This is a genomic window from Streptococcus sp. CF7_Ac1-8 (assembly GCF_024295435.1).
In the GTDB taxonomy this organism is placed as follows: Bacteria; Bacillota; Bacilli; order Lactobacillales; family Streptococcaceae; genus Streptococcus; species Streptococcus mitis_AP.
This window is the reverse complement of sequence record NZ_JANCPI010000017.1, coordinates 1-22061: the sequence shown is the minus strand read 5'-3', so window position 1 is coordinate 22061 and position 22061 is coordinate 1. Positions and strand designations below refer to the sequence as shown.

Genomic DNA, 22061 nt, shown 5'->3' with positions numbered 1-22061 from the left:
TTATGAAACTATTCAAACCACTCTTAACTGTTTTGGCACTTGCCTTCGCCCTTATCTTTGTCACAGCTTGTAGCTCAGGTGGAAATGCTGGCTCATCATCTGGAAAAACGACTGCCAAGGCACGCACTATTGATGAAATCAAAAAAAGCGGTGAGTTACGAGTCGCCGTGTTTGGAGATAAAAAACCGTTTGGTTACGTTGACAATGACGGTTCTTACCAAGGTTACGATATTGAACTTGGGAACCAACTGGCACAAGACCTTGGGGTGAAGGTTAAATACGTTTCAGTCGATGCTGCAAACCGTGCTGAATACTTAATTTCAAACAAGGTAGATATTACTCTTGCCAACTTTACAGTGACTGACGAACGTAAGAAACAAGTTGATTTTGCCCTTCCATATATGAAAGTTTCTCTTGGTGTCGTATCACCTAAGACTGGTCTCATTACAGACGTCAAACAACTTGAAGGTAAAACTTTGATTGTTACAAAAGGAACGACTGCTGAGACTTATTTTGAAAAGAATCATCCAGAAATCAAACTTCAAAAATACGACCAATACAGTGACTCTTACCAAGCCCTTCTTGACGGACGTGGAGATGCCTTCTCTACTGACAATACGGAAGTCCTAGCTTGGGCGCTTGAAAACAAAGGATTTGAAGTAGGAATTACTTCTCTTGGTAATCCAGATACCATTGCAGCAGCAGTTCAAAAAGGGAACCAAGAATTGCTAGACTTCATCAATAAAGATATTGAAAAATTAGGTAAGGAAAACTTCTTCCACAAGGCCTATGAAAAAACACTTCATCCAACCTACGGTGACGCTGCTAAAGCAGATGACCTAGTTGTTGAAGGCGGAAAAGTTGACTAATACTCTTCGAAAATCTCTTCAAACCACGTCAGCTTCGCCTTGCCGTACTCAAGTACTGTCTGTGGCTAGCTTCCTAGTTTGCTCTTTGATTTTCATTGAGTATAACATTCAAAACATCACAAAAAGAAATCAGGTAATCCTAGCGACTACCTGTTTTTCTATGTTTTAAACATTTTGCCAATTTTCTTGGTCTTCTTTAAAGCGTTTTAGGAGGTCGAGTCCTTCTGGTGTGATATAGCCTTCTTCTTGGGCTAGGTGAATGAGTTCACTGTAGTTAGAAAGCGTCACAAGTTTGACACCTGCATCTGAGAAGTTCTTATCTGCTTTTGGCAATTGGTAACTGAAAATTGCTACTACACCAAGCACATCTGCTCCTTCTCGCTTGGCTGCTGCTACGGCTTCGAGAACAGAACCACCTGTTGAAATAAGATCTTCAACCACTACCATTTTTTGACCCTGAGCTACGCGGCCTTCGATTTGATTACCAGCACCGTGATCTTTTGGTTTGCTACGGATGTAGGCAAAAGGTAAATCAATCTTATCAGCAATAATAGCTCCGTGTGGAATCCCTGCTGTTGCAGTTCCTGCAATCACTTCTACCTCAGGAAAGGATTCTTTAATAGCATCTACAAAACCATTTTCAATTAAGGTACGAGTTTCTGGATAGGCTAGTGTCACACGATTATCAGTGTAAATCGGTGACTTGATACCAGATGCCCAAGTGAAAGGCTCCTCTGGTTTGAGGTAAACGGCTTGGATTTTTAAGAGGTGGCTAGCGATATCTTTAGCAAGTGTCATGGTATTCTCCTTTTATTTTTCTAATCTATTTCTTTAATTCCAGTCCTGTGTCCATTCATCCTTAATGGCATGATAAGCTGCAACAGGATCCTCAGCTTGGGTAATGGGACGTCCCACTACGATATAATCACTACCGATTTGATAGGCATCAGCAGGTGTCATGACGCGTTTTTGATCTCCAACTGCAGCTCCTGCTGGACGAATGCCCGGTGTCAGACAGATAAAATCTGAATTGGTAGCCTGCTTGATGGCTTGCACTTCCTGAGCCGAGCAAACAACACCATCTAATCCCGCTTCAGCCGTCTTCTTAGCATAATGAATCACAGACTCTTGCAGGCTGGTTTGGATATTTTGAAACTCCTGCATCTGGTTTTCTGACGTTGATGTAAGCTGCGTTACAGCTATCAATTTTGCTTGACTTCCAAGACCTTCACGCGCCGCCTTCATCATCTCTACACCACCAGCAGCATGAACATTAGTCATATCCACACCAAGCTGAGATAGGACCTTCATAGCTGATTTAACTGTATTGGGAATGTCATGAAGCTTGAGATCCAAAAAGACACTGTGACCCAGATCTTTCAAGTAAAATACAATCTCAGGCCCCGCTGCGTAATAAAGCTCCATTCCTACCTTTAGATAAAGACTTTCTTCTGCTGGGAAAAGAGCTAAAAATTCCTTGACTGCCTCAAAACTAGGAAAATCAAGAGCAATGACTGGACGATGTTCTCGCATAGGTTTCTCCTTTTACCTTTGCTAGTGAGAGAGTCTGGGCAACAGAAGCCACGAAAAAAGGAACCTGCCAACAGCAAGGTTCCACGAAAAATGGGTAGTCTCCACCCTTTCACCGTCTAACCTTAGCTGCCTCTCTGGACTGCTTTAAAGGTTTTTTACTATTCTATTATTTCTACCAGCACTTGTCAAGTAAAAACATGGTCACTAAAGAGCTATAGTAGAAAAGGTAAGCCTAGCGACGCGATGAGCGCTGGGTCGTTTGGTTTTGATTGCTTTGTTCCTCCAGCTTCTTCTTCTCTTCTTCGAGTTTATTCTGCTGTTCTTCCAGTCTTTTCTTCTCTTCCTCTTTCAGTTTCTTCTCAGCTTCTTCGGCCTCTTTTTTGGCTTTTTCCTCAGCCTCCATAATTAATTTATCCGCTACAGTGTAGCTGTAGATTCCAGCTTCCATGTCAATCACACTCGGTTCTGATAATTGAGGCTTAATCTTGCTGTAATAAGGCAGTTTCTTACTCATTTCAGAAAGCGGAACCAAGACTTCGTCCGAATCATTCATGGTCAATCGAATTAAATCGGAAGTTACCTTGCTTGGGGCTAATTCCACCTTTTGGATAGCCGCCTTGAGTTCTGGACTAATTTGAGAAAGTTCTGAGACAAAAGCCTTGATTTGTTCACTGTCATTAAAGAGAACAGACAAATAAGTTTCTGGCAGACTGACCAAGCTCACAGCACTGGTCTCAAGCTGACCACTGGAAAGAATAGGATAATGATTTTCACCAGAAACATAGTAGGCAACAATATCGTATTCCTTGACCTTGATAGTGAACTTAGTTGGAAATTGGTAAACAAGCTGAGCTGATTCCACCCAATAATTAGACTTGATCTGCTCTTCATATTTTGCCTTGTCTAGCAGAAGGTTAATCGTATAATCCGAATCCTGAATGCCTGAAGCCTGTCGAATATCATCAGCTGTAGTTTGCACCGTTCCCTCAATACGGATATCCTTCATGGTCGCATAAGGACTGAGTAAGTAGGCAGAGACAATCAATAAAAGCAGACTTGGAAATAAAATCGTTAGAGCTCGCAAGATATGAACTCCTGGAATTTTCGGTTTGACCGGTTTTTCCTTTACAGGCTTTTTCTCTATTTTTTTATCCCGTTTATCCTCTTTCTCTGTCTTTTTAGACTTTGGTTCTTCTTTGGCTGCTTCTTTTTTGACGTCTTCTGACTCTTCTACTTTTTCTTTGGCATCATCCTTAGCTGTTTTGGGGTCTTTTGGATCAGATTCACTCTCTTGGTCCTCAGTTGCATCTGACTTTTCAGATTTTGAAGCCATTCGTGCTTGTCTTTCCTTTTCCTTCTTCTCAGCTAGGGCCGCCTCTTCTTCAGCCTTCTTTTTTAGATATTCTTGGTTTCGTTTCTGCCATTCTGATAACTCTTTAAATTCTTCGAGGATTTCTTTTCCCTCATTTTTCTTATCTTTTGACATTTACTTTCCTTATGATAAATCTTTTTTCAACAATTGATAAAAATCTGCTAGAGATTTCAATTCCTTGGAAGCCTTCATCTTGGCTTGGTAATCTTCCTTGTGACTTAGTAAGTGAGAAAGCTTCTCTTCCAAACTATCCAAGGTCAAATCACTTTCTTGAAGCTCTTCTGCATAGCCTTTCTTAACAAAGTAGGCTGCATTTTCAATCTGGTCACCACGACTAGCTTCACGACCAAGCGGCACAATAACATGCAATTTTGCCATGGCCAAGAGTTCAAAAATCGTATTGGCACCACCTCGTGTCACAACAATATCAGCCAATTCCATCAAGGGTTGATAAAGGTTGGTCACATAGTCAACACGAAAAAGATTTTGGCTCAACTCGTTCAGACTAGAATCTCCAGTTAGATTGATAATATTGTAGCGCTCTATCAGTTCTTTCTTATGGTCTGTCACCAATTGGTTAAAGACACGAGCACCTGCAGAACCGCCAACAAACAATACAGTTGGCAATTTTGGATTAAAGTGGGTTTGAATATCCACCAATTCATCTGGTTCTGGAGTTTTTTGATCTGAAACCTTGGTCACTGCTCCCACATGCTCAACCTTAGACAAACTTGAAGCTTGCTCAAAGGTTGAATACATCTTCGTCGCAAATTTATAGGCGATTTTATTGGCCAAGCCCATAGACAGGTCAGATTCGTGAATAAAGACTGGCACTCCTGACACACGCGCAGCGATAACAGGCGGTACTGAGACAAAGCCTCCCTTTGAAAAAAGGGCCTGTGGACGAAGTCGCAACATAATAAAGAGAGATTGGACAATTCCCCAGCCAACTTTAAATACATCCAGCATATTTTGCCAAGAGAAATATCGACGCAATTTTCCAGTCGCAATGGAATGGAAGGTGACATCTAGACCTGACTTGAGGATTTCTTGGTGTTCGATACCACGCTTGTCCCCTATATAGTGGACTTCCCAGCCATCTTCGATGAACTTGGGCATTAACAAAAGGTTGAGGGTAACGTGTCCAACCGTCCCCCCACCTGTAAAGACAATTTTTTTCATATTATTCCTTTAACTCCGCTACTGTGTCGATAAAGAGGTCGCCACGTACTTCAAAGTTAGCATACATATCCCAGCTGGCATTGGCAGGACTAAGAAGAACCACATCTCCTTGGGTCGCAAATTCATAGGCCTTGCGGGTCGCATCTGCAATATCAGTCGCATCCACATAAGCCACACCAGCCTTATCTGCTGCCCGTTTGACACGTTCTGCAGACTGACCCAGGATGACCATCTTCTTGAGTCCAGTAATATCTGGAACCAATTCGTCAAACTCATTTCCACGGTCCAAACCACCTGCAATCAAGACGACCTTGCTGTTGTCAAATCCTGACAAGGCTTTTTGAGTAGCCAAGATATTGGTTGACTTACTATCATTATAGAATTTGATACCCTTGATTTCATCCACAAACTGGAGACGGTGTTTGACACCTCCAAAGGCTGAAAGAGTTTCTTTGATGGTTTGGTTATCCACACCACGAAGCTTGGCTACAGCAATAGTCGCAAGGGCATTTTCCACATTGTGGCTACCTGGAACTCCGATTTCATTTGCTGCCATGACAACTTCCCCACGGAAGTAGAGTTGACCATCTTCCAGATAAGCTCCATCAACCTTTTCAAGTGTTGAGAATGGTACAACTGTAGCTTGTGTTTTAGTAGCTAATTCTTTTGCCAAGTCTTGGTTAAAGTTCAAGACAAGGAAATCAGCTACTGTCATCTTGTTCTGGATATTCCACTTGGCTGCTACATATTCCTCAAAAGAACCATGATAATCGATATGAGTTGGCATGAGGTTGGTAATAACTGCAATCTCAGGATGGAATTCTTGAACGCCCATGAGTTGGAAAGAAGAAAGTTCCATGACAAGAGTGTCCTTGTCTGACGCAGTTTGGGCAACTTGACTAGCTGGATAGCCGATATTCCCTGATAAAAGACCATGTTGCCCAGCAGCAGTCAGAACTTCCCCAATCATAGTCGTTGTGGTTGTTTTACCGTTCGAACCTGTGATACCGATAATTGGCGCTTCTGAAATCAAGTAAGCCAATTCCACCTCAGTCAAGACTGGAATTCCCTTAGCCAAAGCCTTTTCAATCATGGGATTGCTGTAAGGGATACCTGGATTTTTCACCATGAGGGCGAACTCTTCATCCAAGAGTTCCAAAGGATGGCCACCTGTAACGACCTTGATCCCTTCTTCCAGCAAACTTTGCGCAGCTGGATTGTCCTCGAAAGGCTTCCCATCATTTACTGTCACAATGGCACCTAGCTTGTCCAACAAACGAGCTGCAGATTCACCAGACTTAGCCAAACCTAAAACAAGGACTTTCTTATTTTTAAATTGATCTATTACTTTCATGTCTCGAACTCCATTTCTACTCTTACTATTTTACCATTTTTATGGAAATAATTCTAAACGAAAATGCTCAGATTCAGCATTCTAACAAGCAAAAAGAGAGCCAAAACTCTCTTTTTATCTTCTTTTACTTTTATGGACCGACATGAGGGTAATATCTCGCAAGCTAAAGTATGCTAGGAAGAGCATAGCGATTGCGATAAAGAATTCTGTCGGTAGCTGAAAGATTTGCAGAACAGATAGCATCAGCAAAATCAAGAGTGCTACAAAAGCAAAGACGACAAGGACGATATTGACTGTCCCTTTAATGCTTTCTGGTGTCGCAAATACATAGAGTAGTAATAAGAGGAGTCCTATGATTAAATAAACCATTTTTATCTCTTTCTAGCTCTTATTCAGCTGATTTTTTCTTCTTGTTAGCTTTCTCACGCTCTGCCTTGTTAAGGATTTGTTTACGCAAACGGATAGACTCAGGCGTTACTTCCATGTACTCATCGTCGTTCAAGAACTCAAGAGACTCTTCAAGTGTCAAGATACGAGGTGTCTTGATAACAGCTGTTTGGTCCTTAGTAGCTGAACGAACGTTAGTCATTTGTTTAGCCTTAGTGATATTAACTGTCAAGTCGTTTTCACGAGAGTTTTCACCGATGATCATTCCTTCATAAACCTCAGTACCTGGGTTGACAAAGATTGTACCACGTTCTTCGATAGACATGATTGAGTAAGTTGTAGCCTTACCAGCATCGATAGAAACAAGGGCACCACGGTGACGACCACCAATTTCCCCTGGAATCAATGGCAAGTATTGGTCGAAGGTATGGTTCATGATACCGTAACCACGAGTCATTGACAAGAACTCAGTTGAGTATCCAATCAAACCACGCGCTGGAACAAGGAAGACCAAACGAGTTTGACCATTACCAGTTGAAATCATATCCAACATTTCACCCTTACGTTCAGAAAGGCTTTGGATAACAGACCCTTGGTATTCTTCTGGAGTGTCGATTTGAACACGTTCAAATGGTTCACATTTAACACCGTCGATTTCTTTTACGATAACCTCTGGACGAGATACTTGAAGTTCATATCCCTCACGACGCATTGTCTCGATAAGGATTGACAAGTGCAATTCTCCACGTCCTGAAACAGTCCATTTATCTGGTGAATCAGTTGGATCAACACGAAGGGAAACGTCTGTTTGCAATTCGGCCTGCAAGCGTTCTTCCACCTTACGAGAAGTCACCCATTTACCTTCTTTACCAGCAAATGGTGAGTTGTTGACCAAGAAAGTCATTTGAAGTGTTGGCTCATCGATGTGTAGGATTGGAAGAGCTTCAACTGCATCTGTCGGAGTGATTGTTTCACCGACAAAGATATCTTCCATACCTGAAACGGCAATCAAGTCACCTGCTTTTGCTTCTTGGATTTCACGACGTTCCAAACCAAAGAAACCGAAGAGTTTTGTAACACGGAAGTTTTTAGTTGTACCATCAAGTTTAGAAAGGGTAACTTGGTCCCCAACCTTAACAGTACCACGGAAGACACGACCGATACCGATACGACCAACGAAGTCATTGTAGTCCAAAAGTGATACTTGGAACTGCAAAGGCTCATCTGAGTTATCTACTGGAGCTGGGATATGGTCGATAATCGTGTCAAAGATTGGTGCCATAGTAGCTTCTTGGTCAGCTGGATCATCTGACAATGAAGAAGTTCCATTGATCGCTGAAGCATACACCACTGGGAAGTCAAGCTGGTCGTCATCTGCACCAAGCTCGATGAAAAGTTCCAAGACTTCGTCCACTACTTCTGCTGGGCGAGCTGATGGTTTATCGATTTTGTTGACAACCACGATTGGGACAAGGTCTTGTTCCAAGGCTTTTTTCAATACGAAACGAGTTTGTGGCATTGTTCCTTCGTAGGCATCTACGACTAAGACAACACCGTCAACCATTTTCATGATACGCTCAACTTCTCCACCGAAGTCCGCGTGTCCTGGTGTGTCCATGATATTGATACGAGTTCCGTTATAGGCAACAGCTGTATTTTTAGCAAGGATGGTAATTCCACGCTCTTTTTCGATATCGTTTGAGTCCATAGCACGCTCTGCCAATTCAGTGCGTGCATCAAGCGTTTCTGATTGTTTCAATAATTCGTCAACGAGGGTTGTTTTACCGTGGTCAACGTGGGCGATAATCGCAATGTTACGGATATCTTCTCTAAGTTTTGTCATGATTTCCTCTATAATATTCAAAATTTATTTTCTAACTGAACGATTATACCATAATTTCAAGTAAATAACATAATTCAAGCAAGTGTAAATGTTTTCACTCCGCTTTTCTTTTCATGTCAAGCCTTTTCAAAGCAAACGACTTATGATAAGATAGGCAGGTATGCGTTTAGATAATTTATTAGCCCAAGAAAAAGTTAGCCGAAAGGCCATGAAACAAGCCTTACTCAAAGGGGACATTCTCGTCGATGGTTGCCCAGCCCGCTCCCTAGCCCAAAATATCGATACAGGACTACAAAAACTCCTTTTTCAGGACCGTATCATTCAAGGCTATGAACACACCTACCTTATGCTTCATAAGCCTGCTGGTGTCGTTACAGCCAACAAAGACAAGAAACTTTCAACCGTCATGGACCTCCTTCCGCCTGACATCCAGTCTGACAAGCTCTATGCCGTCGGCCGACTGGACCGAGATACGACAGGACTCCTTCTCTTGACTGACAACGGTCCCTTGGGCTTTCAGCTCCTCCATCCCCAGTATCATGTCGATAAGACTTATCGAGTTGAGGTTAATGGACTTCTGACACCTGACCATATCCAAGCATTTCAAAAAGGAATTGTCTTTTTAGATGGCACTGTCTGTAAAGCTGCAAGACTAGAGATTCTATCTGCAAGTCCTTCCCTCAGTCAAGCCTCTATCACTATTTCAGAAGGGAAATTTCACCAGGTTAAGAAAATGTTCCTCTCGGTTGGTGTTAAGGTGACCTCCCTCAAGCGCACCCATTTTGGACCTTGTAACTTGGATGATAATCTTCAAGAAGGAGACTATCGTCCCTTAAACTCAGAAGAGTTAGCAAGTATTCGTGAATTTCTTAGAAAAAGTGGTTAAAAAATGAGCTCGGAAACATCCAAGCTCATTTTCTTATTTCTCAACTTTGACTTTCCCTCTCCAAGAATCCAAACCATAAGAAAGGATATAAATCTCAGAAAAACCTTGTTTTTTCAAGTAAAGGGCCGCATTTGTGACACGCTGCGCACGTTGGTTTTCGTAAAGAAGGACAGGTTTATCCTTACGAAGGGCTGCAAGACTAGTCTTCAACTGACTTGAAGGGATATTGCGTGCACCAAGGATATGCTTTCTGTGAAATTCAGCTGGGTCGCGCAAATCAATCAATTGACCCGTACGAATCAAGGCTTCAAATTCCTCATTGTCCACAATTTTAGCCGCACGGCGAATACGAAGATAATTAAAGCCCATCCATGCCAACATTGCTAGTATAAATGCCCACAAAATCCAAGTAACCATTAGTTCATTTCTCCATTTTTCTCAATATAATCCAATTCTACCTTGTGCTCTCTGCGAAGAACCGCTTCTGCTTCTAGATAGTCTAATTTGTCCATCAACCCTGCATCGTAAATCCGAGAGAGTTCCAACTTCATCAGTTCAATATCATATAAGCGTTTTCCCATGTAAACAATAATACCAAATCGTTTGAGGAATTGCTGCACATCATAGAATGTTTTCATAAGACTCATTCTAGCAAATTTTTGTGTTTTTTTCAAGAAGAGACCCACACAATACTCCTGATTTTCCTATCTTCTTTGGCGATTCTGACGCAAGTGTGGTACAATAAAAACATGAGAATTCAACAATTACATTATATTATCAAAATCGTCGAAACTGGCTCCATGAATGAGGCAGCCAAGCAACTCTTTATCACTCAACCTAGTCTTTCCAATGCAGTAAGAGATTTGGAAAATGAAATGGGTATTGAGATCTTTATCCGCAATCCCAAGGGAATCACCTTGACCCGTGATGGGATGGAGTTTCTCTCTTATGCCCGTCAAGTTGTCGAGCAAACCCAGCTTCTGGAAGAACGCTATAAAAATCCTGTCGCCCACCGCGAACTTTTTAGCGTTTCCTCTCAACACTATGCCTTTGTAGTCAATGCCTTTGTCTCTTTGCTCAAGAAAAGTGATATGGAGAAATACGAACTCTTCCTTCGTGAAACTCGGACTTGGGAGATTATCGACGACGTCAAGAACTTCCGTAGTGAGGTCGGTGTCCTATTTTTTAACAGCTACAACCGTGATGTTTTAACCAAAATGCTGGATGACAACCACCTGCTGGCTCATCATCTCTTTACCGCCCAACCGCATATCTTTGTCAGCAAGACCAATCCTCTGGCAAAGAAAGATAAGGTCAAACTATCTGATTTGGAAAACTTCCCTTACCTCAGCTATGATCAAGGAACTCACAACTCCTTCTACTTTTCAGAAGAGATTCTCTCGCAGGAATACCACAAAAAATCTATCGTAGTCAGCGACCGTGCTACCCTCTTTAATCTCTTGATTGGTTTGGATGGTTATACCATTGCGACAGGGATTTTGAACAGTAACCTCAACGGAGACAATATCGTTTCTATCCCACTAGATATTGATGACCCTATCGAGCTGGTCTACATTCAGCATGAGAAAACCAGCCTATCTAAGATGGGCGAACGCTTTATCGACTATCTACTAGAAGAAGTCCAGTTTGATAATTGAGAAATAATAAGAACCAATATGTAGGCTAGCAACAACCTGCATATTGGTTCTTTTTACTTATAATTAAAAGTCTCCCCTGCCAACTTATCAGCTAGCTTGGGAAAAAGGGTATAAAACTTATGAGCTAGGTTCAACAACATCGGTAGATTGAGTTCTCGTTTGTTTTTTCCTATAATCTTGACAATCTTTTTAGCCACTGCATCTGGTTTCAACAGGAAGCGTTCAACCGACTTGAGATAGGTACCATCTGGGTCGGCTTGGTCGAAAAATCCTGTTCGGATTGGTCCTGGATTGACCGTCGTTACATAAACACCATAAGGCATGAGTTCGAGGCGCAGAGCATTTGAAAAACCAATAGCCGCGAACTTGGTCGCTGAGTAGAGACTGGACTTGCCAGTAGCAATCAAACCTGCCATGCTGACGATATTAATGATATGACCTTTTCGGCTTTCCTTCATACGAGCTGCAAGGCGTCGAGATAGATTCATCAGGGCAAAAGTATTGACCTCGAACATCTGATGAATATCTTGGTCGGAAATCTGGTCAAATTCCTCAAAGATCCCGTAACCAGCGTTGTTTATCAAGACATCAATCCTGCCGTAGCGATGATAAAGGTCTGCTACCAGAGTTTCTATGGCTGAGTCATCGGTAATATCGATTTCCATCAATTCTGCATGGGGATGGTTTCCATAGAGTTGAGCTAATTTTTCCTTATTTCGACCAAGCAAGATGAGTTGGTCATTTGGCAGGAGTTTGACCATTTCTTGGGCTAGACCACCGCTAGCTCCAGTAATGAGAATAGTAGGCATACTGTTCCTTTCTCAATCTTTTAGATTTCCACTTCTTCCAAGTCTTTGACCACATGGACATTTTCAAAGACACTAGCCGCATCTTTCTTGAGCTTGCTGATATCTTTTGAGAGGAAACGAGCACTGATGTGGTTGAGTAAGAGGCGTTTGGCACCTGCTTCTACTGCAACCTGTGCTGCCTGCATATTGGTTGAGTGACCATGGTTACGAGCAATTTTCTCATCTCCCTTGCCATAAGTGGATTCATGGACCAGGACATCTGCATTAACAGCCAGACGCACACTGGCATCCGTTTTTCGAGTGTCTCCTAAAATAGTGATAATTTTACCTGGACGTGGAGCTGAGATATAGTCTGCTGCCTTGATTTCAGTTCCGTCTTCCAAAACAACATCCTGGCCGTTCTTGATTTTCCCAAAAAGTGGGCCAAATGGGACACCAGCAGCCTTGAGTTTTTCAGCATCAAGCGTTCCTTCCAAATCCTTTTGCATGACACGATAACCAACACAGAAAATAGTGTGGTCCAGCTCCTCTGCATACACTGTGAATTTATCGGTTTCAAGGATTTTCCCTAAAGAATCTTGATCAAACTCATGAAAATGAATACGGTAGGGCAGGCGCGAACCTGACACACGAAGGCTGGTTAAGACAAAGGACTTAATCCCTTGCGGTCCATAAATTTCCAAATCTGTCTGCTCTTCATTGGCCTGAAAGGCACGGCTAGAAAGAAAACCTGGTAAGCCAAAGATATGGTCTCCATGCAAGTGAGTGATAAAGATTCTGCTGACCTTACGTGGTCGAATTGTGGTTTCAAGAATGCGATTTTGCGTACCTTCTCCACAGTCAAAGAGCCAAACTTCGTTAATCTCGTCCAAGAGTTTCAGGGCGAGACTGGAAACATTGCGGGCTTTAGAGGGCTGACCTGCCCCCGTTCCTAAAAATTGAATATCCATTCGATACTTTCTAATTAATCAATATATAACATGGCTGTGCGGTTTTCCGATCGGAAATAGCGCTTGCCAGAAAAAGCTCTAGCTTCTTGCAGTAAATCCTCTTGGCTGTAGCCTTTGAGACGCTTACGACCGTCAGCCAAGCTTTCCAAATCAGTCAAAGCTGTGAGATTTTCCACACTAACAACTTCCTCGTCCCCGACATCCTTCATGTAAATCTTGCCAGACTCCTCAAATACTAGCTGATGAGGGAAAATTTGCGCAATTTCAAAGAGTAAGTCATCCGAGATTACCTCTTTATTTTCAGAGAAAATCCGACCAAGACCCTCACTCTCATAACAAAAACCAAAGGATTTACCAGACAGATTAAGCCGAACAAAAGGCTTATTTTCTAAGGTGAAACTTGGCTCAGCGTTGTAGAGATTCAGCTCCTGACTGAGTTCCGCAAAATAATCCGTCGCAGCCTCAGGACTCTTTTTCTGATATAGTTCTGCAAAGTAAGCATTGACCACGCTAGGCGGAGGAGTGATCAGTGCCAACTGCTCTTGCTCTGCTTTACCAGCTAGAAGTTGATCCAGATAGACCTTATCTAGACTTGTATAGCCCCCATATTTTAGAGCCAAGGTTTTGATATCAGTCATAAAATTCTTCTAACCTCCATTTGTTTTTCTCAGAAATGTAGCCTGTAATCACTTCACCGTCATCCTGATAATCACGTTCTTCCAAAATCGCAACACTTTCTAAATCATGAATCTTGTAAGATTTTGAAAAAGGCACGCGCAGGGTAAAGAATTCAAAAATATCCTTGATTTTCTCTAAAAATAGTGCCTGCAAATTTTCACGACTATCCTCAGACTTAGCAGAAATCAGAGCATAAGGTGTTTGGGTCGGCATAAAATTCTCCACCAAATCCGCTTTATTATAAAGGGTCAGGCGAGGAATATCTTCCATTTCCAAATCTTTCATGATGGACAGGACTGTTTTTTCATGCTCCTCGTGGTAAGGATTGCTGGCATCAATGACATGAACCAGAAGGTCCACATGCTTGCTTTCTTCCAAGGTTGACTTGAAACTAGACACCAACTCTGTCGGTAAATCTTGGATGAAGCCCACGGTATCTGTCAAAGTTACTTGGAGATTACCCCCCAGATGGATACTCTTAGTCGTCGCATCCAAAGTCGCAAAGAGCTCGTCTGCTTCATACTGGGTCTTACTGGTCAAAGTGTTCATGATAGTTGACTTCCCAGCATTGGTATAACCAATCAAACCAATCTTAAAAGTGCTGGACTCCAGACGTTTTTCTCTGACAGTCGCCCGATTTTTCTCAACAACCTTGAGCTGGCGCTCGATATCCGTGATCTGGTTGCGAACGCTACGACGGTTCAGCTCCAGCTGGCTTTCACCAGGTCCACGGGAACCAATTCCCCCTGCCTGACGGCTGAGCATGATTCCCTGACCAACCAAGCGAGGCAAGAGATATTTGAGCTGGGCTAGGTGGACTTGGAGCTTCCCTTCATGGCTTCGAGCTCGCATGGCAAAGATATCCAAAATCAACTGCATACGGTCAATGACCTTAACACCCAGAACTTCCTCTAGATTAACATTTTGCCGTGGAGTTAAACGGTTGTTGACGATGACAGTGGTAATTTCTTCTGCATCCACCATAAGCGCAATTTCTTCTAACTTACCAGAGCCGACGAAGGTCTTGGAATCATATTTTTCACGTTTTTGTCTGTAGCTATCTACAACGACTGCCCCAGCAGTCTTAGCTAGACTGGTCAATTCTTCCATGGAGAGGTCAAAATTGTCCATACCCTGTAATTCCACACCGATGAGCAGGACGCGTTCCTCTTTTTTCTCCGTTTCAATCATCTAAAAACTCCTCTATCTGGCTTAAAATGCGGTCTTGTACACCAGATTCTCCAATCTGATAAAAGGTGACCTGCATGCGATTACGGAACCAGGTCAACTGACGCTTGGCAAAACGACGAGTCGCCTGTTTGAGACTCTCACTAGCTTCCTCCAAGGTTTGCTCTCCACGGAAATAAGGAAAGAGTTCCTTGTAGCCAATTCCTTTAGCAGCCTGCACATCTGGATAATGGTCAAAGAGCCACTTGGCCTCATCCAAAAGCCCAGCCTCAAACATTAGATCTACTCGGCGATTGATACGCTCATAAAGATGACTGCGTTCATCATCCAAGCAGATAATCAATGGTTCATACAAGGTCTCTTGATTTTCCAAATCCTGACCAAAATGGGCGATTTCCAAGGCACGCATAGCACGACGACGATTAAACTGGGGAATTTCAAGACCTGCTTGCTCTACCAGATGGGCTAACTCCTCATCTGAAAAAGGTTCTAAACTAGCTCGGTAAGCTAAAATTTCCTCATGTGGTGTCTCTCCACCGAGATGATATCCTTCTAGTAGACTCTGTATGTAAAGCCCTGTTCCACCAGCGATAATGGCAAGCTTGCCACGACTGTGAATATCCTCAATAGCCATCTTAGCTTCTGAAACAAAATCAAAAGCCGAGTAAGACTCGGTTACCTCTCTAACATCGATTAAATGATGAGGAACAGCTGCCTGCTCTTCTGGACTAGCCTTGGCCGTCCCAATATCAAGTCCTCGATAGACTTGCTGGCTATCTCCACTAACCACTTCGCCATTAAAACGCTTGGCCACTTCAATGGCTAGAGCCGTCTTTCCAACTGCAGTCGGTCCAACAATCACAATTATTTTTGTTTTCATCTTTTTTCCTTGAAAAATTCCCATTTTTTCGTTACTATTATTATAACACAAAAAGGTCAGTCAGAAAAATGTGACCTCTTGAGGAGGCTGGCTGATTGAGAATATAAAGGAGGAAGACTCATGGCTAAAGGATTCGCTAAAGGTCTTGTAACAGGTGTCGCAGGAACTGTCGCTGCAGTTGCAGGTGCAGTATACGCATTTAAAAAGAAAGTGATTGAACCAGAAGAGCAAAAAGCAGCTTTCATCGAAGAAAACCGTAAAAAAGCAGCTCGCCGCCGCGTATCACGTTAAGAAATAAAAGAAGTTGGGATTTATTTTCTCAACTTCTTTTTCTATTCTTTTAAATAGCCAGGTCAAACTTCAACTGTGGTTTGACAGGGGCATAATCCACTAACTCAAAATCCTCTGCTTTGATATCAAAGAAATTGGTCTTATCTGGCACATTTAAAACCAAACGTGGTTGGCAGTTTGACGGTTCACGACGAAGCAATTCCTGAGCTTGTTCAAATTGATTGTCATAGATATGGAGGTTGTTGATAAAGTAGAAGAACTTTCCAACCTTCCAGCCAAAATGCTTGGCAATCATCATTTGAAGAGCCACATACTGCATAGCATTGATGTGGTGGGCTACTAGCATGTCATTCGAACGCTGAGTCAAAGTCGCATCCAGATAGATCTCCCCATCTACACGGCGAACATCAAACATGGTCTGAAAGGCGCATGGGAGTAGCCCATCTGTTTCTTCGAAAGCTTGGTAATCCCAGAGGGAGATGATATTTCGGCGGTTCCAAGGGTTGGCTTCCAACTGTTTGAGAAGCTTATTGATAATATCGTGTTTCTTAACAATAGCACCATAGCGCTCACCGATGGTTCCTGTATTTTCCACTTCCCAGTCATTCCAGTAGTGAACATTGTACTTGCTATTTAGCACCTCTAGGCTATTTGACTGATCTTGGTAAATCCAGAGAACTTCCTTAATGGCGGATTTGATAGCGATAGGACGCAAGGTTGTAATGGGGAATTCTCCTTTTGCCAAGTCATACTCTGCAAAGGCACCCGTTACATACTTGGAATTGGCAACGGTCCCATCCTTGTACTTGGGACGAGCCTGCTCAGAAAAGACACCGTCTTTGAGGATTCGTTCAATATTTTCTTTAAAAATCGTATCTGCTTTTGTCATTTACTCTCACCTCATTTATTTCCTAACTAGTATAGCATAAAAAAGAAAAGAGGAACATTACTAACTCTAGGTTAGCATTTTTCCCCCTTTTATTATTTTATTGCAATACAAGTGATGCTGCTCCGATAACCCCAGCGTCATTTCCTAGAGTTGCAAGAGCTAATTTAGTAGATGTGCGTACTTGTGGGAAAGTATTTTCATCGTAGACTTTTTGAACACCTTGTAGGAGGAATTCTCCTGCGGCTGACACACCACCACCGATTACGATTGTTGATGGGTTTAGGATTGAACCGATGTTGGCACAAGCAATTCCCAAGTAACGTGAGAAGTTACGGTAAACGATCAATGCAAGGTCGTCCCCTTCTTTTGCAAGGTCAAAGACAGTCTTAGCAGTCACTTCTTCTCCATTATCAATCAAGCGTTTCAAGGCTGCATCGCCTTCGTATTCATCGGCATAGCGACGAGTCAAGTTGACAATACCTGTTGCTGAAGCAACTGTCTCAAGGCAGCCTTTTTTACCACAAGTACATGCGATTGGTTGGTCAAAGTCAACAGTGATGTGGCCAAGCTCACCTGCTGCACCAGCAACACCGTGAAGCAATTTGCCTTCTGCGACGATACCGCCACCAACACCTGTACCAAGTGTCATAAAGACAACGTCGGGTTGGTTGTCACCAGCCCCCATCCAACGTTCACCAAGAGCAGCTACGTTGGCATCATTATCGATGAAAAATGGAATGCCCAAGGCTTTTTCAATCTTTTCTTTGATTGGTTGAAGGGTTTTCCAGTTCAAGTTGTAGGCACCAATAACAGTTCCTTTTTCACGGTCAACCACACCTGGTGAACCCATTCCAATACCTTTGAAGTCTGCTGCTGCCAATCCAAGCAAGTTCAAACGATGTTGAATAGACTCAATCATATCATCAACGATATGACTTCCCTCATCCAAAATGTTGGTCTTGATAGACCACTTTTCTTGGATTTCTCCTGCTGTTGTCAAGATTGCAAATTTGATAGAAGTTCCACCAAGGTCAATCCCAATAATCTTTTGACTCATCATATTCTCCTTTTTCATTATGAATTAATTGAAAATGCTTACAGATATAGTATAACAAAAACTAATCGTTTATGCAAAGGTTTGCATTAGATTTCTGAATTTTATCCTGACTTATGGTTTCCAGAGACCTGAAGCATCTACATAGTAACGACCTCCATCAACTCTCTCATTTTTAGCCATTTTGCCATCTGATTTCAAATAGTAATTGCCTTGCCATGTATTGCGAGCGTATGAACCATCTGATTTCAAGTAATACCAGGCTTGATAAGAAGAGTCATAAACCCACTCACCTTGTGCCATTTTACCGTTTGATTTAAGGTAATAAGCACCTTGCCATGCATTCTTTGCATAGGAACCATCTGATTTCAAATAATACCACGCTTGATAAGAAGAGTCATAAATCCATTCACTCTGTGCCATTTTACCATCAGCTTTCAGGTAATAGCTTCCCTGCCATGCATTTTTCACTGGATTTCCATTTCCGTCAAAATAGTACCAAGAACCGTCCTGCTTAACCCAACCACTTGCTGTGGATGAAGTTGTATCGGTTTGAGTTGTAGCCGCTTGTTTTGCTTTAAAAGCACCCTTAGGAGCATTTTTCAATTCGCAAGCCACACCATCATGATCACGGTCTAACTTGGCAGAATAACCAGGTTCTCCCTCGTGAATATCTACGTATCCATTCGCCCAAGCTTCTTTACAACTAGAAAAATGAATGTTTTCTTCTGCTAACACAGGTTGTGAAAACAAGGCTAAAACTGGCAAGGTAGCCAGACTCATTTTTAAAAATAGACGTTTATTCATTTCTTTCTCCTATAACGATGTTATCGATTTCACTATTATTTTATCAAACTTATTTCAGCAATTCAAGGAAAGGTTTAATCTGTTCAGCAAACTCTTTTGGTTTAGCCTTATTCAAGACATGAGGACCATCTGGTATAATCTGAAATTGAGATTCTGATATTAGTTTATGAAGACTTCTCATAGAATTAAGATTCGGTTTATCTTTGCTGCCACAAATTAGTAAGGTTGGATAAGGACAAGTTCTTGATATATCAGTTAAATCAAGTGTCTTCAATTCCTCAGAAACTCCGACCATAAGAGCTTTGTCTGCTCCCTGTTTTTCAAATACCCTTTTGGGAAGTAATTTAAATATCAGCAACTGAACATAAAATAGGATATTCCCTGATAATTTTAGCGGGCATCCTGACAGAACCAAAGCTCGAAGATTTGGTAAATCATAACTGGAAAGTTCTAGTGCCAGGGCAGCACCTAAGGACAATCCAATCAAAACAAAAGGTTCTGTCTCTTGAGCTAGGTGCTGATAAACTCTCTCCTTGACTTTTTGATAGCTGTTAACTTCAGAAAAAAATAACTCGATAGCCTCAGAAGGATAATCTGTCAGTAAATCCCGAACTTCTTTCCAAGACTCTGCTGACTGCCCTAAGCCGTGTAAAAATATCAGTTTCATCTACTCCTCCTGTAAGATTAACTCATACAAACCTCTCACGGCATTACAGCCGTAAATAGCTTCTGCTTGGGTTAAATCTGCCAAGGTCAAGACTTTCTCTTCTATCTGTCCTGTTTCTAGTAAATGCTGACGGTAAATTCCTGGCAAGATTCCAAGTCGGATAGACGGTGTGTAGAGTTTCCCAGCGATTTTCAGAACCAAATTTCCAATAGAGGTTTCAAGTAATTCTCCTCTTATATTGTGGTAAATCTTCTCGTGTTTTCCTAAATTCAAATGCGGTCGGTGAGTGGTTTTAAAGTAGGTAAAGGCTTGTTGCAAATTTGCTTCCTGAAGGCAAAGTTTTGCTTGGCAGAAGGTCGGACTGAGAGATTCCAATGCTTGACAATCAACTGCTATCTCTCCAGATTTGCTAAGGCTAATTCGCAAGCGGTAGTCTTGATTAATGTCACAAGCCTGACACTCTTCCTCTATCTTTTGTTTCAAGTCTTCTACATCAAAAGGAAAAGCAAAATACCGACTAGCTGTTCTCAGTCTTTCCAAATGTTGTTCTTCAAACAACAAGTTCTTCTGACTGATTTTTCCAGTCGTAATCAGTTGGAAACGAGCTTGTTTACGATAGAGAACAGCTGCCTTTTGATGAACCTCGCGGTATTCAGATTCCCAAGTGCTATCCCAAGTAATGCCACCACCCACTCCATAGATGGCTTTGCCTTGATGCAGTTGAATGGTCCGAATGGCCACATTAAAAATCCGTCGCCCATTTGGAAGTAAAAGACCAATCGTTCCACAGTAGACTCCACGCGGTTGTGGTTCCAACTCCTTAATAATTTCCATAGTCGCTATCTTAGGAGCTCCTGTGATGGATCCACAAGGAAAGAGAGAGCGAAAAATGGTAACCAAGTCCACATCTGCTCGCAACCGACTCTTGATGGTCGAAGTCATCTGCCAAACAGTTGAATACTGCTCTACCTGACACAGACGCTCCACATGCTCACTCCCCACTTCAGAAATACGGTTCATATCATTGCGCAAGAGATCCACAATCATCATGTTTTCAGAGCGATTTTTTGGGTCCTGTTCCAACCAACTGGCCTGCTCCAAGTCTTCTTTGTCGGTCACGCCACGCTGAGTTGTTCCCTTCATTGGTCGCGTTGTCAACTCGCGGTCATTTTGCTCAAAAAAGAGCTCTGGGCTCATGGAAATCACTGCCATTTCATCATGATCAACATAGGCATTGTAGCCCGCCTCCTGCTCTACCACCATACGATTGTAGATGGCAAAAGGATTGGCACTCAAGTCCTGTTTGAGTTGGACAGTGTAGTTGACCTGATAGGTGTCACCCTGCCGCAAATGATGGTGAATCTGAGCAATCGCCTTTTCATAATCCTCTGAGGACGTCACTTCCTGCCAATTTGAAGGTAAATCAACCTCATCATAAGTCAGAGGAATAGGGGATGTTTCTACCCTATCATGAACTGTAAAATAAAGCAGGTACTCTGCCAATAAAGGAGCTTTATGAACTGCTAATTTCTCCTCAAAAGCAGGTGCAGCCTCATAGCTGACATAGCCCACCACATAGTAGCCTTGCTCTTGGTAGCTTTCCACTTGTGCCAGCAAATCTACCACTTCTACTACATTTCTCGTTTTCAACTCTTTAATAGGCTGGGTAAAGGTGTATCTCTCCCCCAAAGCTCTAAAATCAATTACTGTTTTTCTATGCATACCTTAAGTATAGCACAAAATAAGAAAACCCTCATCCGCAAAGCAGATGAGATTATCTTTAGTCCCGTCACGTATCTTCTGGTTAGAGAAAAAACTCTCCTAGTAGCTATTTTGCTCTAGGAGAGTTTTAAGAATAATATTATCCACTTAGTCTCAAAAAAGGAGTTGCGACCTTTAGAAATCGTTATTGATTTTCTAATTTATCTTCTTCATCTTCTTTTCGACGACGAGCAATAAGACCAAAACCAAGTATTGCACTAGCTGCTGCTGCAACCATTGCCGTTATGGATTCTGTTGTGCCTGTATTTGGCAATTCTCTAGCCACTACACGCTGATTAGTAGCTACTTGCTGATTCTCATTTTCAAGTTGTGAGATAGGAAATGCTACACTATCTTTCACTTTAGCTTTGGCTTCATCAGTTTTCAATACTTGGTCTATTGCTTGTTTTTCCTGTGGTTTTTCTTTAGAAGTTGGATTAGCTGAGTTTACATGAACTCCAGCACTTGCTCCAACTGCCGGTCTAATTTGTGCAATCGGATTGACTGAGTTCACTTCTTCAATACCAGTTGACTTAGCTTGGTCGACTTCTGAGTTGGTTGTGGCATTATCGATGGCTGCTTTTGCTGCATCAGCTTTGGCTTTCGCTTCAGCCTTAGCCACGGTTTTCTCTTCGTCTGTTAAGTCTGTGCGAGCATCAATCTCATCGTTCTTAGCTTTTAGGGCATCAGCTATTGCTTGCTTAGCTGCAGGTTTTGCTTGCGCTGTTGGAGTGACTGAGTCTACTGACATTGTTCCAGTTGACTTAGCTTGGTCGACTTCTGAGTTGGTTGTGGCATTATCGATGGCTGCTTTCGCTGCATCAGCTTTCGATTTTGCTTCAGCCTTAGCCACGGTTTTCTCTTCGTCTGTTAAGTCTGTGCGAGCATCAATCTCATCGTTCTTAGCTTTTAGGGCATCATCTATTGCTTGCTTCGCTGCAGGTTTTGCTTGCGCTGTTGGAGTGACTGAGTCTACTGACGTTGTTCCAGTTGACTTAGCTTG

At 42.3% G+C, this 22061-nt stretch carries 23 protein-coding genes and 1 pseudogene; 4 read left to right on the top strand and 20 right to left on the bottom strand.

The window, feature by feature from the left end:
- The first annotated feature begins 2 nt into the window (after positions 1–2).
- Positions 3–869: a cysteine ABC transporter substrate-binding protein gene (locus NMM26_RS08645; RefSeq protein WP_000765264.1), complete on the top strand. Its 867-nt coding sequence runs from the start codon at positions 3–5 to the stop codon at positions 867–869.
- A 165-nt stretch (positions 870–1034) separates the two neighbouring features.
- Here the strand turns inward: NMM26_RS08645 and pyrE are convergent, their stop codons facing one another.
- The 7 genes from pyrE to typA form a co-directional block, all read right to left on the bottom strand.
- A complete protein-coding gene (gene pyrE / locus NMM26_RS08640; protein WP_000170901.1) occupies positions 1035–1667 on the bottom strand; it encodes an orotate phosphoribosyltransferase in 633 nt (210 codons plus the stop codon).
- Between the two features lie 33 nt (positions 1668–1700).
- A complete protein-coding gene (gene pyrF / locus NMM26_RS08635; RefSeq protein WP_001206727.1) occupies positions 1701–2402 on the bottom strand; it encodes an orotidine-5'-phosphate decarboxylase in 702 nt (233 codons plus the stop codon).
- Between the two features lie 232 nt (positions 2403–2634).
- Complete coding sequence (locus tag NMM26_RS08630; RefSeq protein ID WP_000031172.1) at positions 2635–3888, bottom strand: cell division protein FtsQ/DivIB; 1254 nt, start codon at positions 3886–3888, stop codon at positions 2635–2637.
- Positions 3889–3897: 9 nt separating this feature from the next.
- A complete protein-coding gene (locus tag NMM26_RS08625; protein ID WP_000724824.1) occupies positions 3898–4956 on the bottom strand; it encodes a UDP-N-acetylglucosamine--N-acetylmuramyl-(pentapeptide) pyrophosphoryl-undecaprenol N-acetylglucosamine transferase in 1059 nt (352 codons plus the stop codon).
- 1 nt (position 4957) lies between these two features.
- Positions 4958–6310 carry a UDP-N-acetylmuramoyl-L-alanine--D-glutamate ligase gene (gene murD, locus NMM26_RS08620; protein WP_000863062.1) on the bottom strand — a complete coding sequence of 451 codons (1353 nt, stop codon included), beginning with the start codon at positions 6308–6310 and terminating at the stop codon, positions 4958–4960.
- A gap of 114 nt (positions 6311–6424) precedes the next feature.
- A complete protein-coding gene (locus tag NMM26_RS08615) occupies positions 6425–6679 on the bottom strand; it encodes a DUF3165 family protein (RefSeq protein ID WP_000262671.1) in 255 nt (84 codons plus the stop codon).
- A gap of 19 nt (positions 6680–6698) precedes the next feature.
- On the bottom strand, positions 6699–8540 hold the full coding sequence (gene typA, locus NMM26_RS08610; protein WP_000164111.1) for a translational GTPase TypA: 1842 nt from the start codon (positions 8538–8540) through the stop codon (positions 6699–6701).
- A 160-nt stretch (positions 8541–8700) separates the two neighbouring features.
- On the opposite strand from typA, the gene NMM26_RS08605 reads away from it, so the two are divergent.
- Positions 8701–9426: a 16S rRNA pseudouridine(516) synthase gene (locus NMM26_RS08605; RefSeq protein WP_001235028.1), complete on the top strand. Its 726-nt coding sequence runs from the start codon at positions 8701–8703 to the stop codon at positions 9424–9426.
- A gap of 33 nt (positions 9427–9459) precedes the next feature.
- On the opposite strand, the gene NMM26_RS08600 is transcribed toward NMM26_RS08605, so the two are convergent.
- A complete protein-coding gene (locus tag NMM26_RS08600) occupies positions 9460–9843 on the bottom strand; it encodes a rhodanese-like domain-containing protein (RefSeq protein ID WP_000259253.1) in 384 nt (127 codons plus the stop codon).
- Positions 9843–10112 (bottom strand): YqgQ family protein, encoded by a 270-nt coding sequence (locus tag NMM26_RS08595; protein ID WP_000522400.1) that lies wholly within the window; start codon positions 10110–10112, stop codon positions 9843–9845. The genes NMM26_RS08600 and NMM26_RS08595 overlap by 1 nt, the downstream gene beginning before the upstream one ends.
- A gap of 63 nt (positions 10113–10175) precedes the next feature.
- Here NMM26_RS08595 and NMM26_RS08590 point away from each other — a divergent pair, with 63 nt between their 5' ends.
- A complete protein-coding gene (locus NMM26_RS08590) occupies positions 10176–11084 on the top strand; it encodes a LysR family transcriptional regulator (protein WP_025171438.1) in 909 nt (302 codons plus the stop codon).
- 53 nt (positions 11085–11137) lie between these two features.
- Here NMM26_RS08590 and NMM26_RS08585 read toward each other — a convergent pair whose 3' ends face one another.
- The 5 genes from NMM26_RS08585 to miaA are packed head-to-tail and all read right to left on the bottom strand — an operon-like array spanning position 11138 to position 15589.
- Positions 11138–11893, bottom strand: coding sequence for an SDR family oxidoreductase (locus NMM26_RS08585; RefSeq protein ID WP_001142138.1), 756 nt, complete (start codon positions 11891–11893; stop codon positions 11138–11140).
- A gap of 20 nt (positions 11894–11913) precedes the next feature.
- On the bottom strand, positions 11914–12843 hold the full coding sequence (rnz, locus tag NMM26_RS08580) for a ribonuclease Z (RefSeq protein WP_000354349.1): 930 nt from the start codon (positions 12841–12843) through the stop codon (positions 11914–11916).
- Between the two features lie 14 nt (positions 12844–12857).
- On the bottom strand, positions 12858–13481 hold the full coding sequence (locus NMM26_RS08575; protein WP_000129686.1) for a hypothetical protein: 624 nt from the start codon (positions 13479–13481) through the stop codon (positions 12858–12860).
- Positions 13474–14712 carry a GTPase HflX gene (hflX, locus tag NMM26_RS08570; RefSeq protein ID WP_000573185.1) on the bottom strand — a complete coding sequence of 413 codons (1239 nt, stop codon included), beginning with the start codon at positions 14710–14712 and terminating at the stop codon, positions 13474–13476. Before hflX ends, NMM26_RS08575 begins: the two co-directional genes overlap by 8 nt.
- Positions 14705–15589, bottom strand: coding sequence for a tRNA (adenosine(37)-N6)-dimethylallyltransferase MiaA (gene miaA, locus NMM26_RS08565; protein ID WP_000850200.1), 885 nt, complete (start codon positions 15587–15589; stop codon positions 14705–14707). The genes hflX and miaA overlap by 8 nt, the downstream gene beginning before the upstream one ends.
- 120 nt (positions 15590–15709) lie before the next feature.
- Here miaA and NMM26_RS08560 point away from each other — a divergent pair, with 120 nt between their 5' ends.
- On the top strand, positions 15710–15880 hold the full coding sequence (locus NMM26_RS08560) for a DUF3042 family protein (RefSeq protein WP_001051780.1): 171 nt from the start codon (positions 15710–15712) through the stop codon (positions 15878–15880).
- 49 nt (positions 15881–15929) lie between these two features.
- Here NMM26_RS08560 and NMM26_RS08555 read toward each other — a convergent pair whose 3' ends face one another.
- The 6 genes and pseudogenes from NMM26_RS08555 to NMM26_RS08525 all read right to left on the bottom strand — a co-directional run.
- Entirely contained in the window at positions 15930–16769 is an 840-nt protein-coding gene (locus NMM26_RS08555) for a thymidylate synthase (RefSeq protein WP_000158619.1), read from the bottom strand.
- Positions 16770–16866: 97 nt separating this feature from the next.
- Positions 16867–17826: an ROK family glucokinase gene (locus tag NMM26_RS08550; RefSeq protein ID WP_000078567.1), complete on the bottom strand. Its 960-nt coding sequence runs from the start codon at positions 17824–17826 to the stop codon at positions 16867–16869.
- Between the two features lie 117 nt (positions 17827–17943).
- Positions 17944–18630: pseudogene (locus tag NMM26_RS09635) on the bottom strand (excalibur calcium-binding domain-containing protein); the annotation flags it as partial.
- 49 nt (positions 18631–18679) lie between these two features.
- The gene (locus NMM26_RS08535) at positions 18680–19297 is read right to left on the bottom strand and encodes an alpha/beta fold hydrolase (RefSeq protein WP_000766567.1); all 618 of its coding nucleotides are present in this window, start codon (positions 19295–19297) and stop codon (positions 18680–18682) included.
- Entirely contained in the window at positions 19298–21019 is a 1722-nt protein-coding gene (gene pabB / locus NMM26_RS08530) for an aminodeoxychorismate synthase component I (RefSeq protein ID WP_254754211.1), read from the bottom strand.
- A gap of 184 nt (positions 21020–21203) precedes the next feature.
- Positions 21204–22061 (bottom strand): DUF1542 domain-containing protein (locus NMM26_RS08525; RefSeq protein ID WP_254754481.1); only part of this gene is annotated, 858 nt, incomplete at its 5' end.

What these genes read in the sequence shown, in the direction of transcription:
- NMM26_RS08645 (WP_000765264.1), top strand. Translation starts at nt 3, where the DNA reads ATGAAACTATTCAAACCACTCTTAACTGTTTTGGCACTTGCCTTCGCC.
- pyrE (WP_000170901.1), bottom strand. Translation starts at nt 1,667, where the DNA reads ATGACACTTGCTAAAGATATCGCTAGCCACCTCTTAAAAATCCAAGCC.
- pyrF (WP_001206727.1), bottom strand. Translation starts at nt 2,402, where the DNA reads ATGCGAGAACATCGTCCAGTCATTGCTCTTGATTTTCCTAGTTTTGAG.
- NMM26_RS08630 (WP_000031172.1), bottom strand. Translation starts at nt 3,888, where the DNA reads ATGTCAAAAGATAAGAAAAATGAGGGAAAAGAAATCCTCGAAGAATTT.
- NMM26_RS08625 (WP_000724824.1), bottom strand. Translation starts at nt 4,956, where the DNA reads ATGAAAAAAATTGTCTTTACAGGTGGGGGGACGGTTGGACACGTTACC.
- murD (WP_000863062.1), bottom strand. Translation starts at nt 6,310, where the DNA reads ATGAAAGTAATAGATCAATTTAAAAATAAGAAAGTCCTTGTTTTAGGT.
- NMM26_RS08615 (WP_000262671.1), bottom strand. Translation starts at nt 6,679, where the DNA reads ATGGTTTATTTAATCATAGGACTCCTCTTATTACTACTCTATGTATTT.
- typA (WP_000164111.1), bottom strand. Translation starts at nt 8,540, where the DNA reads ATGACAAAACTTAGAGAAGATATCCGTAACATTGCGATTATCGCCCAC.
- NMM26_RS08605 (WP_001235028.1), top strand. Translation starts at nt 8,701, where the DNA reads ATGCGTTTAGATAATTTATTAGCCCAAGAAAAAGTTAGCCGAAAGGCC.
- NMM26_RS08600 (WP_000259253.1), bottom strand. Translation starts at nt 9,843, where the DNA reads ATGGTTACTTGGATTTTGTGGGCATTTATACTAGCAATGTTGGCATGG.
- NMM26_RS08590 (WP_025171438.1), top strand. Translation starts at nt 10,176, where the DNA reads ATGAGAATTCAACAATTACATTATATTATCAAAATCGTCGAAACTGGC.
- NMM26_RS08585 (WP_001142138.1), bottom strand. Translation starts at nt 11,893, where the DNA reads ATGCCTACTATTCTCATTACTGGAGCTAGCGGTGGTCTAGCCCAAGAA.
- rnz (WP_000354349.1), bottom strand. Translation starts at nt 12,843, where the DNA reads ATGGATATTCAATTTTTAGGAACGGGGGCAGGTCAGCCCTCTAAAGCC.
- NMM26_RS08575 (WP_000129686.1), bottom strand. Translation starts at nt 13,481, where the DNA reads ATGACTGATATCAAAACCTTGGCTCTAAAATATGGGGGCTATACAAGT.
- hflX (WP_000573185.1), bottom strand. Translation starts at nt 14,712, where the DNA reads ATGATTGAAACGGAGAAAAAAGAGGAACGCGTCCTGCTCATCGGTGTG.
- miaA (WP_000850200.1), bottom strand. Translation starts at nt 15,589, where the DNA reads ATGAAAACAAAAATAATTGTGATTGTTGGACCGACTGCAGTTGGAAAG.
- NMM26_RS08560 (WP_001051780.1), top strand. Translation starts at nt 15,710, where the DNA reads ATGGCTAAAGGATTCGCTAAAGGTCTTGTAACAGGTGTCGCAGGAACT.
- NMM26_RS08555 (WP_000158619.1), bottom strand. Translation starts at nt 16,769, where the DNA reads ATGACAAAAGCAGATACGATTTTTAAAGAAAATATTGAACGAATCCTC.
- NMM26_RS08550 (WP_000078567.1), bottom strand. Translation starts at nt 17,826, where the DNA reads ATGAGTCAAAAGATTATTGGGATTGACCTTGGTGGAACTTCTATCAAA.
- NMM26_RS08535 (WP_000766567.1), bottom strand. Translation starts at nt 19,297, where the DNA reads ATGAAACTGATATTTTTACACGGCTTAGGGCAGTCAGCAGAGTCTTGG.
- pabB (WP_254754211.1), bottom strand. Translation starts at nt 21,019, where the DNA reads ATGCATAGAAAAACAGTAATTGATTTTAGAGCTTTGGGGGAGAGATAC.